Genomic DNA, 10,293 nt, shown 5'->3' with positions numbered 1-10,293 from the left:
CTCCCTCCCTCCCTCTCCTCGACTCCCCCCTCCCCGCGATCTTGCAGTTTGTGCCCGGCCGAATGGCGCGAATGGCGCAAGACGTGGGCCCAAAGTGCAAGATCGCCGGGGAGCGGGAGCGGGAGCGGGGAGCGGGGAGTCGGGAGTTAGGCGGCGGCGAGGCGGACGCCGTCGCGGCCGTGGCGCTTGACGGCGTAGAGGGCCTGGTCGGCGCGGCGGAGGGTGAGCTCGGCGGATTCGCCCGGTCGGGGCAGGGCGACGCCGACGCTGATGGTGCGGCCGGTCCGGCGGGCCGCCTCGGTGAGGCGCTCGGCGATCCGGACCGCCTCCTCGGGGCGGTTCACCTCGATCACCGCGACGAACTCGTCACCGCCGATCCGGTACAGCTCGTCGCCGTGCCGCAGCGCCTCCTCCAGCGCCCGGGCCAGCCCGACCAGCAGCCGGTCACCGGCCTGGTGGCCGTACGTGTCGTTGACGTCCTTGAAGCCGTCCACGTCGATCGCCAGCAGGGCGGTACGCCCCGGGGTGGCGGTCGCGATCCGCTGCCCGAACGGCCCGGTGTGCCGCAGCCCGGTGAGCGGGTCCGAGCTGGCCTGTTCGCGCAGCCGGGCCAGGGTGCGGAGCCGGTCCAGGCAGGTCCACGCCTGCCCGGCCAGCAGCTCCATCAGGTTGACCGTGGTCGGGTCGGCCGGAGCAGCCGCTCGTCGGCGACCAGCAGCACCCCGCCGGAGTCCGGCGGCCCGACCGGCACCGCCACCAGGGTGCGCGCCCCGGCCCGGGAGAGCGGCAGATAGTCGTCGGTCGGCGGGTGCCCGGCCTCGCCCAGCGTGTACGCCGCGCCGTGCCGGTGGGCCCGGGCGATCAGCCGGCCGAGCGGGACCGCGCCGGCTTCGGTCAGCTCGGCGCGGATCCGCGCCTCCAACTCCCCGGGAGCGCTGGTCGGCGCGCCGAGCCGGGCGCCGCGCCGGCCGGCGAGGACCAGTACGGCGGCGGAGAGGGTCGAGAGTCCCGGGCCGCGGTGATCGCGGCGGTCATCAGGTCCCAGTCGGTGGGGGCGGAGGTCATCGCGGCGGCGTGCCGGAGCAGCTTCTCGCTGCGGCTCTCGGCCGGCGGCCCGCCGAGCGCCGTGATCCGGGCGCCCAGCCGGGCGGCGAGCCGCTCCGCGGTCTCCCGCCACGGGCCCAGCTCGACCGGGTCGCCCCACTGCAGGTCGAGCACGCCGATCGGCCGCCCCGCCGGGTCCAGCACCGGTACGCAGAGCTCGGTGGTCACGTCGGGGCGTACCGGGAGGTAGTCGGGGTCGGTGGTGACGTCCGCGACGGTGGCGGGCTCGCCGGAGGCGTACACCCGCCCGACGATGCCCGTCTTCGGCGGCACGGTGGAGAAGACCTGCCAGGCGCCGGTGGCCGCGACGCAGCGAAGCCGGTCGTGGACCTGGAGCAGGATCGAGATGGTGGCCGGAGTGTGCCGGGCGAGCGCGGCGACGGTCCACTGGCACGCCTCCAGGGCGGTCGACGCCATCGGAAGGCGGACCGTGACGTCTCGGATGACTCGCTCGTGATCCACGTCGTTCCTGGTGGGAGGCCCGGGCCGGCGCCGGGGGCGCGATCAAGGGTACCCAGCGACGGGTGGCGCGACCTTCGTACACATGTGCTATCCACAGGCTGTGGACGCGGCCTGTGGGGACGGCGGGGCCGCGCGGCGGGGGTGGTCGGCGATAGCGTGAGGGTCCCGGTCCCGAGGAGGCGTCGATGCTCATCGCCCAGCTCAGCGACCCGCATGTGACCACCGGCCCGCTCGCCGCCGAACAGGCCGCCGGGCTGCACCGCGCCCTCGGCCGGGTGCTGGCGCTGCGACCCCGGCCGGACTGCGTGGTGATCACCGGCGACCTGGTCAACAACGGCCGCACCGACGAGTACGTCGCGCTCCGCGAGATCATCGGCCGCTTCCCACTGCCGGTGCACCTCGCCACCGGCAACCACGACGACCGGGAGTCGCTGCTGGACACCTTCGGCGGCACGCCCTACCTGGGTGGCGGCTTCTCGGCGTACTACCACGTCGACCACCCGGACGGGACCCTGGTGGTGCTGGACTCGCTCGCCCCGGGCGGCAGCGGTGGGCGGCTCGGCGACGACCAGTTGGCCTGGCTCGACGGGCTGCTGGCCGGCCGGCCGGAGGTGCCGGCCGTCGTGTGCCTGCACCATCCGCCGGTCGCCGTCGGCGTCCCGGCCGCCGACGCCATCCGGCTCGCCGACTCCGACGCGCTCGCCGAGGTGATCGGCCGGCATCCCCATGTCGTACGCGTCACCGCCGGTCACCTGCACCGCGCGGTCACCGCCGGCTTCGCCGGCACGGTGCTCACCACCGCGCCGAGCACCTGGGTGCAGGCCTCGCTGACGATGAGCGACGACGAGCAGATCGGGCTGGTCGCCGAGCCGACCGCGTTCCTGCTGCACCGGGTGGCCGACGGCGGCTGCGTCACGCACACCGTCCAGGTCAGCCACGCCGCCGGGCAGACCTGCTGGTTCTGATTCGTCGGACCAACTCTGGTACGTCGCGTAGCGGCGCCGCCCGCACGGCCCGCCGATCCGGCCGGCCCGCTGCGAGGATGGCGCGATGTCCCGATGGCGACTGGCTCGGATCGCCGGGGCGATCCTGGTGCTCGGCACCCTGTTCTGCCTCTGTGGCGTGCTCGCGGTCGCGCGGCCGGGCCGCCCCCGGTACGACGTCGAGGCGGAGAACGCCGCGTTCACGGAGGTGCAGACCTGGGTCCTGCTGGTGGGCGGGCTGCTCGTGCTGGCCGGGGTGGTGCTGGGCGTGGCCGGCGCGATCGGCGAGAACGGACCCCTCCCGGGCCCGCACCGGGGCCGGGAGTCCTCCGGCGACGGGCCGGCCGCGGGGGAGCGCGGGGAGCCCGGGCCGGAGGCCTGACCCACTCAGCCGAGCAGGGCCTCGCGTAGCGCCGGGGCCAGCACCTCCGGCGGCACCTCGTGGAAGCTGCCGGCCAGGCTGAGGTGGGTGGCGCGGGGAATCGCCCCGGCCGTCGCGGCGGCGGCGTCACGCAGCCAGTCCGGACTGCCGGTGCTGTCCAGGACGACGGTCGGGACGGCGATCGCCGCGAGCCGGGCGGCGGGCAGCGCGCCGTCACCGGTCACCGTGCTGTCGTACGCGAGGGTGTGTGCCAGGCCCTCCATCCAGGACCACTCCGGCATCCCGCGCATCCCGGCCACGGCCTCGGCGGGCACCCCCACCGCGTCGGTCAGGAAGAGCGCGACCGCGTCCCCGCGCCGGTCGGCCGACACCAGCTCGGTCAGCCGCCCGGCCAGTCCGGGTTTGCTGCCGCCGTGCGGGCCGGACCGGAACGGGGGCTCGAAGAGCGCCAACCCGGTCACCGGCAGCCCCTCGGCCGCCGCGTACGCGGCGAGGATCGCGCCGGAGGAGAGGCCGTAGACGTACGCCGTGCCGCCGGCCGCCTCGATCAGCGCCGCCACGTCCTCGATCTCGCGCTGCACGGCGTACGGCGCGGTGTCGCCGCTGCCGCCCCGGCCCCGGCGGTCGAAGCCGTACACCGAGAAGTCGGCGGCCAGCGCGTCTGCCAGCGCGCGGGTGGTCGACCGGTCGTTGAAGGCGCCACCGACCAGGATGATCGGCGGCCCCTCGCCGGCGGTCTCGTACGCGATCGTGGTGCCGTCGGCGGACCGGACCGAGCCCACCGTCCAGGTCCCGTCGGGAGTCATGACTAATTTCTAGCCCAGCCCCCCGACAGCGGGCGGTCCTGAAGGAATTCATCTGCCGGTCATGTCGGACTCGTCGGGCAGACCGGTACAGGTCGTCACCCATATCCGTGGCTCTGTTGTGCTGCCCTGGTCGACCGATCGCGTGTCGGATGGCAAGCTTGCCCCGGCGGTGCGGCATCCCCGACCGCCGTCACCCGCCATCGACCCCTGCCACGGCACGGATCAGGGTCGCCGGGCGAACCATCGTCCGGACCGTCACGCGCCGATTCTCACGAGGAGTTCCATGTCCGTCCCCGGGATGCGCCGGGCCGCCGTCGGCCTGGTCGCGCTCGCCGCGACCGCGCTCGGCACGGTCGCCGTCAACCCCAACCAGGCCGAGGCCGGCCCCAAGCCGGTCGACGTCAAGCTGCTCGCCATCAACGACTTCCACGGCAACCTGGAGCCGCCGACCGGCTCCAGCGGCACCATCGAGGGCAAGCCGGCGGGTGGCGCGGAATACCTGGCCACCCAGCTCGCCAAGCTGCGTGGCACCACCGAGGAGGAGCGGGAGCGCACCATCACGGTCGCCGCCGGTGACCTGATCGGCGCCTCCCCGCTGCTCTCCGCGGCCTTCCACGACGAGCCCACCGTCGAGGAGATGAACCTCGCCGGGCTCGAGTTCACCAGCGTCGGCAACCACGAGTTCGACGAGGGCGCCAGCGAGCTGCTCCGGATGCAGAACGGCGGCTGCCACCCGGTGGACGGCTGCGCCGACGGCACCCCGTTCGAGGGCGCGAAGTTCCAGTACCTCTCCGCCAACGCCTTCACCACCGCCACCGGGCAGCCGCTGCTGCCGCCGTACGGCATCAAGAAGGTCGACGGCGTCAAGGTCGGCTTCATCGGGATGACCCTGGAGGGCACCCCGCAGATCGTCAGCCAGCAGGGCGTCGCCGGCCTCACCTTCGCCGACGAGGCGGAGATCGCCAACAAGTACGCCCGCATCCTGCGCGCCCAGGGCGTGCAGGCCATCGTCGTGCTGCTGCACGAGGGCGGCGTGCAGAACGGCGGCGGGATCAACGACTGCACCGGCTTCAGCGGGCCGATCGTCGACATCGCCAACCGGATGGACCCGTCGATCGACGTGATCGTCAGCGGGCACACCCACGCCGCGTACAACTGCAACATCAACGGCAAGCTGGTCACCAGCGCCAGCTCGTTCGGCCGCCTGGTCACCGACATCGACCTGCAGATCGACCGGAAGTCCGGCGACGTGATCACCGCCAAGGCGAACAACGTCGTGGTCACCCGGGACGTCCCGAAGGACCCGGCGAGCACCGAGCTGATCAACCGGTACAAGACCGCGCTCGGCCCGGTCGCCGACAAGGTGGTCGGCGAGACCACCGCGGCGATTACCAAGACGCAGGAGAACCTGTACCAGACCGGCGTCGACGCCAACGGCAAGCCGACGTACCAGACCGGTGAGTCGCCGCTGGGCAACCTGATCGCCGACGCCCAGCTCGCCGCCACCGACAACGAGCAGAACGCGGTCGCCGCGTTCATGAACCCCGGTGGTGTCCGCGCCGACCTCGACGCCGGCCCGGTCACCTACGCCGAGGCGTTCACGGTGCAGCCGTTCGCCAACAACCTGGTGACGCTGGACCTCACCGGGGCGCAGCTCTACTGCATGCTGGAGCAGCAGTTCACGGTCGCCCGCGTGCTGTACGCCTCCTCGACCGTGCACTACGTGGTCGACCCGAACGGGACCACCGCCGCGGCCGGCGCGCCGTGCAGTGGCAGCCGGGTGGTCCGGGGCAGCCTCACCATCGACGGTGCCCCGGTCACCGACGCCGCGACCTACCGGGTCACGGTGAACAACTTCCTCGCCGGCGGCGGCGACGGGTTCAGCGTCCTCACCGGCGGCACGAACCTGGTCACCGGCATGATCGACCTGGACGCGTTCGTGGCGTACCTGACCGCGCAGTCGCCGGTCTCCGCGCCGGCGCTGAACCGGATCCAGACCACCACCGAGGTGCCCGCCGCCTGACGGCAGGCCCGCACGCCGACGGGCCTCGGAGCATCCGCTCCGGGGCCCGTTCGCATTCCCGCCCTGCCCGCCCCACGCACGTCCCGCGTCAAGATCAACGCAGCGTCCGGGAACCTGCGGTCTCACGTGCCGCCGATACACCACTTTCCCGCAAGCCGCGCCCGCCAGCCCGCCAGCCCGCGGCCCGCCGTGCCCGCCAGCCCGCCGGGCGGCGTCAGAGGGCGGTGGGTTGCGGGTCCCGGGCGGGGGCCGGGGCCGCGGTGAGGCGGCCGTCCTGGGCCGGGGTCAGCAGCCGGCGCAGCGACAGGGCCAGCACCGAGGCGGTCAGACAGCCGCCGACCACGACGATCACCCAGATCCGCCCGTCGGCGGCGCCGATCAACGGGCCGGCGGTCACCGGGCCGATGATCCCGCTGACCCCGAAGATCATCGAACTCATCGCGTTGTACCGGCCGCGCAGTTCGTCGGTGGCGAGCGCGTTGGTCAGCGCGGGCATCACCGGCGACAGCATCGTCTCGCCGAAGCCGAAGATCGCCGCGCAGGCCACCACGCCGAGCGCAGCCACCAGCGCGTTCCCCGTACGGATGACGCCGGCCGCGCCGAGCACCAGCCAGGCGGCCGCGAAGACCGCGCCGACCGCGGCGAGCGCGCCGGTCCGGCTGCGCCCCTCCATCCGGCGGATCACCAGCAGCTGGGAGAGCACGATCATCACGGTGTTGCCGGCGAGGGCCCAGGCCACCACCCGCGGCGTCACCTCGGCCACCCGGACGGAGTACGCGGTGAAGCCCACCTCGATCTGCGCGTACCCGCAGGTGGTGAGGACCAGGCCGAAGATGACCAGCCGGCGGAACGGCCGGTCCCGCAGCACGGTCAGGTAGCCCCCGGTCGACGGCCGGTCCCCGGCGGTCGGGGCGGCGGCGAGCCGGCGGCCGACGTGCGGCAGGGTCAGCAGGATCAGCCCCGGCATCAGGTAGCTCAGCGCGTCCAGCAGGTAGATGGCCTGGAAGGTGACCGGCCGGGCGGTGTCCACGATCGCGCCGGAGATCAGGCCACCCACCCCGATGCCCAGGTTGAGCAGGGCGAACTGGAGGCCGAAGACCCGCTGTCGCTCGCCGTCGTCGGTCAGCGAGGCGAGGATGGTGGTCTGCCCGGACCAGAGCGCCGAGCCGCCCACCGCGATCAGCGTGGCGACCGCGAACGCCGACGCGGTCGAGTCGACCAGGGCGAGCGAGCCGGTGCCCACGGCCTCCACCACCAGGCAGGGCAGCACCACCCGGCGGGCCCCGAACCGGTCGATCAGCGTGCCGCCCACCGGCGACAGGGCCAGGGTCACCGCGCCGAACCAGCCGATCACCAGACCGGCCCGGGTGTCGGTCAGCCCGCGCACGTCCGTGAGGTAGATGAACAGGAACGGCAGGGTCAGGCCGCGCCCGATGGCCGAGAGCAGGGTGCCGAGCAGGATCCGGCGGGCTTCCGGGCGGGCGGGCAGGGCGCGGCGCAGCATGGCTGGATTCTCTGCGGTGGGTACGACGCCCCGCGAGTCGTTTACCGGCGGCCAGGCGTACCGGCGGGCCGCCAGGTGAGCAAGCACACGCGGTCTGGGATGCTGGGCCGGTGACCGGCACCTGGCGACACCTGCCCGCTCCGGCCCGCGAGATCGCGGTGGCCGCCACCGACGCGGTCGCCGCCGCCCAGTCCCGGGACGCCGGGGCGTATGAGCCGGCGGTCGACCGGCTCACCGGCGTCGACCGGGCCGGTCTGGTGCTCGGCGGGGTGGTCCGGCTGCTGCTGGAGGAGACCCACCCGGACGGGCTGGACGGCGACGACGTACGACAGGTGCTGGAACGCTGCGTCCGGGACGTGGCGGCGTGGCGGCCCGACGTGGACCCGCACGTGCTGCTGGTCCTGCTGGCCGGCGCCCTCGGCGTGTACGACCCGGGCGAGGACGACGCCCCGCCGGACCCGGCGGCGATCGCCCGGCACGCCCCGCTGCTCGTCGCCGACCTGCTGGCGGTCACCGGCCGGCCGCTGGCCGGCTACCTGACCGCCGCCTTCGCCGAGGTGGCCCGCACCGAGCTGCACGACTGAGCCGGCGCGACGGCGAAGGGGCGGGCGGGCGTCACGCCCGGGTCGCCACCACCTCCAGGTACTCCGCCGGGATGCGGACCGTGCCGTCGGTGGAGCGGTCGTACCGCCGGGCCAGCTCGACCAGGTCGGCGTGCAACGCCGGCCGCCGCGGCTCGTCGAGCGCCTCGAACGCCTTCAGCGTCGGCCGGTAGTTGACCCAGAAGAAGTCGGCGAACTCCTCCGGCGCGGTGAAGCGGAAGACGAAGGTCCGCCGGGTGGCCCGCAGGTCACGCAGCGCCGCCCCGAACAGCTCGGCCAGCCGCTCCTCGCGGCCCCACTCGACCGGCCCGCGCAGCCCTGCGGGCGGCGGTACGTGCCGGCTGACCATGCGGAACAGGTCGCCGATGAAGCCCTCCGGCGTCCAGGCGGCCAGCGCGACCGTGCCGCCGGGCCGGCAGACCCGGACCAGCTCGGCGGCCGCGCGTTCCTGGTCCGGCGCGAACATCACCCCGACGCAGGAGAGCACCGCGTCGAACGAGGCGTCCGGGTAGGCCAGCCGCTCGGCGTCACCGGTCACGAACGTCACCGGCAGCCGCTCCGCCACCGCCCGCGCGTGCGCGCGTTCCAGCAGCTCCGGTACGTAGTCGACGCCGGTCACCCGGCAGCCGCAGCGGGCCGCCGCGATCGCCGCGTTGCCGGTGCCGGTCGCCACGTCCAGCACGGTTGCCCCGGCGGCGAGGTCGGCCGCCTCGACGAGCAGCTCGGAGACGAGGTGGATGCGGGCGGCGACGGCGCCGTAGTCGCCGCTGGCCCAGGTCTGCTGTTGCCGCGCCTTGACGGCGGCCAGGTCGATCGTGCTGGTCATGGCAGTGCCCTTCGGTCGGTTGCCGGTGACGCTAGGGCTGCCGCGGCGGCCGGACATGGGGAGAACCACCTATGTTGGCGGCACCAGGCCCCGCCGGCGCGCGACCGCGGCGGCCTGCCCCCGGTTGGGCACGGCCAGCTTGCCGAGGACCGCGGAGACGTGGTGCCCGACCGTGCGCGCCGACAGCGACAGCCGTGCGGCGATCTCGGCGTCGCTCAGCCCGTCGACGACAAGCGCCAGCACCTCCAGCTGCCGGGCGGTCAGCCCGGGCGGGTTGGCCGCCGTCGCCGGTCGCGGGCCGCGCGGCACCCGGGCCAGGCCGCGCCCGCGCAGCTCGGCCCGCAGCCGCCGGGCCGTCCGGACCGCGCCCAGGGCGTCCAGAATCCGCAGCGCCTCGCCCGCCGCCTCGGCGTCTCCGCAGGCCAGGGCCTCCGCCCGGCGGTACGGGCAGTCGAGGCGCCGCCACTCGTCGGCCGCGCCGGCCCAGTCGCCGTCGAGCAGCCGCCGGTACGGCGACGCAGCCACCTCCGGCGCCGACATCAGCTCCCCGGCCCGCCACCGCCAGTACGCCAGCTCCCCGGTGGACCACGGCTCTCCCACCGCGACGGCCAGCTCATAGCCGCGCCGGCCTCGGCGGCGGCCCGCTCCGGCTCGCCGTCGAGCCAGTGGTGCTCGGCGAGGGCCGCCGCCGCGGCGCCGACGAACTGGAGCTCTCCCGTGCCGTATGCCCACCCGGCCACCCGGGTCAGCCCGTCCGTCGCCGCCGGATCGCCGTACCGGGAGCGGAGCAGGCCGCGGACGAGCAGCGCCGGCACCAGGCTGCCGCCGGGTTGCCCGGAGCCCACGAGGGCGCTCTCGGCGTCGGCCAGCGCGCCCGTCCAGTCGCCCCGCAGCAGCCGCAGCCGGGCCCGGTAGCCCAACAGGTGGCGGGCGTACCCGTCGAGGTCCCGCCCGGTGGTGAACTCCAGCGCGCGGGCCAGTCGGGCACCGGCCGCGTCGAGGTCGTACCGCTCGACGGACATGGTGGCCAGGTTGACCAGGGCCCGCGCGGCGTGGTCGTCGAGCCCGTCGAGCGCGGCCCGGACGTGCGCCCGCTCCAGCAGCTCGACGCCGTCCGGGTCGCCGCGCTGCAGCCGCGCCGACCCGACGTTGACCAGTGCGTGCGCCTCGGTGTCCCGATCCCCGATGCGGCCCGCCAGCGCGAGCGCCCGGCCGCCCCAGTCGATCGCCTCGTCGTCCCGGTTGGCCAGCATCAGCAGCTGCGCCATCCCGCTGTACGCCATGGCCAGCTCCCGGCCGGGCGGCGCCGACTCCAGCACCTCGACCGCCCGGGTGGCCGCCGCGCGGGCGGCCATACTGTCCCCGGTCCACCAGCAGAGCCGGGACAGCCAACGCAGGTTCTCCCCGATCGGACGGCAGCGCCGTCGGCCTCCCGCAGCGCGAGCGCCTCCCGTCGGGCGGCGAGGGCCTCCGTGCCCAGCCCGGCGAGGTAGGCGGCGGACGAGTACCCCTCCAGCAGCTCCGCCCGGCGCGCCGCCGGCAGCCCGGCCGCGCGCGGCAGGGCCACCGCGTAGTGGGCGACGGCCTGCCGGTGCGCGCCG

The 10,293-nt window shown here is 74.9% G+C and carries 9 protein-coding genes and 1 pseudogene; 4 read left to right on the top strand and 6 right to left on the bottom strand.

Annotated features, from left to right (window positions below; translation table 11 throughout):
• Window positions 1-146: 146 nt before the first annotated feature.
• Window positions 147-1,521, bottom strand: a pseudogene (locus JNW87_RS28095) (diguanylate cyclase).
• A 230-nt stretch (window positions 1,522-1,751) separates the two neighbouring features.
• Here JNW87_RS28095 and JNW87_RS28090 point away from each other — a divergent pair.
• Together JNW87_RS28090 and JNW87_RS28085 are read left to right on the top strand one after the other, a co-directional pair.
• Window positions 1,752-2,531 carry a phosphodiesterase gene (locus JNW87_RS28090; RefSeq protein WP_109805471.1) on the top strand — a complete coding sequence of 260 codons (780 nt, stop codon included), beginning with the start codon at window positions 1,752-1,754 and terminating at the stop codon, window positions 2,529-2,531.
• Window positions 2,532-2,616: 85 nt separating this feature from the next.
• Window positions 2,617-2,931: a hypothetical protein gene (locus JNW87_RS28085; RefSeq protein ID WP_109805470.1), complete on the top strand. Its 315-nt coding sequence runs from the start codon at window positions 2,617-2,619 to the stop codon at window positions 2,929-2,931.
• Window positions 2,932-2,936: 5 nt separating this feature from the next.
• Here the strand turns inward: JNW87_RS28085 and JNW87_RS28080 are convergent, their stop codons facing one another.
• Window positions 2,937-3,737 carry an alpha/beta fold hydrolase gene (locus JNW87_RS28080; RefSeq protein WP_109805469.1) on the bottom strand — a complete coding sequence of 267 codons (801 nt, stop codon included), beginning with the start codon at window positions 3,735-3,737 and terminating at the stop codon, window positions 2,937-2,939.
• Between the two features lie 283 nt (window positions 3,738-4,020).
• Here JNW87_RS28080 and JNW87_RS28075 point away from each other — a divergent pair, with 283 nt between their 5' ends.
• A complete protein-coding gene (locus JNW87_RS28075) occupies window positions 4,021-5,760 on the top strand; it encodes a bifunctional UDP-sugar hydrolase/5'-nucleotidase (RefSeq protein WP_109805468.1) in 1,740 nt (579 codons plus the stop codon).
• 214 nt (window positions 5,761-5,974) lie between these two features.
• Here JNW87_RS28075 and JNW87_RS28070 read toward each other — a convergent pair whose 3' ends face one another.
• Window positions 5,975-7,264: an MFS transporter gene (locus tag JNW87_RS28070; RefSeq protein WP_238454695.1), complete on the bottom strand. Its 1,290-nt coding sequence runs from the start codon at window positions 7,262-7,264 to the stop codon at window positions 5,975-5,977.
• A gap of 110 nt (window positions 7,265-7,374) precedes the next feature.
• Between JNW87_RS28070 and JNW87_RS28065 the strand changes: the two genes are divergently transcribed.
• On the top strand, window positions 7,375-7,848 hold the full coding sequence (locus JNW87_RS28065) for a hypothetical protein (protein ID WP_109802586.1): 474 nt from the start codon (window positions 7,375-7,377) through the stop codon (window positions 7,846-7,848).
• Between the two features lie 31 nt (window positions 7,849-7,879).
• Here the strand turns inward: JNW87_RS28065 and JNW87_RS28060 are convergent, their stop codons facing one another.
• The 3 genes from JNW87_RS28060 to JNW87_RS28050 all read right to left on the bottom strand — a co-directional run bounded on the left by JNW87_RS28060 (window position 7,880) and on the right by JNW87_RS28050 (window position 10,047).
• Window positions 7,880-8,692, bottom strand: a complete 813-nt coding sequence (locus JNW87_RS28060) for a class I SAM-dependent methyltransferase (protein ID WP_238454694.1) — start codon at window positions 8,690-8,692, stop codon at window positions 7,880-7,882.
• Between the two features lie 69 nt (window positions 8,693-8,761).
• Window positions 8,762-9,292 carry a LuxR C-terminal-related transcriptional regulator gene (locus tag JNW87_RS28055; RefSeq protein ID WP_238454693.1) on the bottom strand — a complete coding sequence of 177 codons (531 nt, stop codon included), beginning with the start codon at window positions 9,290-9,292 and terminating at the stop codon, window positions 8,762-8,764.
• The gene (locus JNW87_RS28050; RefSeq protein WP_238454692.1) at window positions 9,232-10,047 is read right to left on the bottom strand and encodes a tetratricopeptide repeat protein; all 816 of its coding nucleotides are present in this window, start codon (window positions 10,045-10,047) and stop codon (window positions 9,232-9,234) included. The genes JNW87_RS28055 and JNW87_RS28050 overlap by 61 nt, the downstream gene beginning before the upstream one ends.
• Between the last annotated feature and the right edge of the window lie 246 nt (window positions 10,048-10,293).

The organism is Micromonospora sp. ATA51 (assembly GCF_016802855.1).
Lineage (GTDB): Bacteria > Actinomycetota > Actinomycetes > Mycobacteriales > Micromonosporaceae > Micromonospora > Micromonospora sicca.
This window is presented reverse-complemented; position numbering and strand designations above follow the sequence as displayed.

Bases quoted from the DNA above. Each gene is read 5' to 3' on its own strand.
- JNW87_RS28085 (WP_109805470.1), top strand. From the start codon at position 2,617: ATGTCCCGATGGCGACTGGCTCGGATCGCCGGGGCGATCCTGGTGCTC.
- JNW87_RS28070 (WP_238454695.1), bottom strand. From the start codon at position 7,264: ATGCTGCGCCGCGCCCTGCCCGCCCGCCCGGAAGCCCGCCGGATCCTG.
- JNW87_RS28090 (WP_109805471.1), top strand. From the start codon at position 1,752: ATGCTCATCGCCCAGCTCAGCGACCCGCATGTGACCACCGGCCCGCTC.
- JNW87_RS28060 (WP_238454694.1), bottom strand. From the start codon at position 8,692: ATGACCAGCACGATCGACCTGGCCGCCGTCAAGGCGCGGCAACAGCAG.
- JNW87_RS28050 (WP_238454692.1), bottom strand. From the start codon at position 10,047: ATGGCCGCCCGCGCGGCGGCCACCCGGGCGGTCGAGGTGCTGGAGTCG.
- JNW87_RS28080 (WP_109805469.1), bottom strand. From the start codon at position 3,737: ATGACTCCCGACGGGACCTGGACGGTGGGCTCGGTCCGGTCCGCCGAC.
- JNW87_RS28075 (WP_109805468.1), top strand. From the start codon at position 4,021: ATGTCCGTCCCCGGGATGCGCCGGGCCGCCGTCGGCCTGGTCGCGCTC.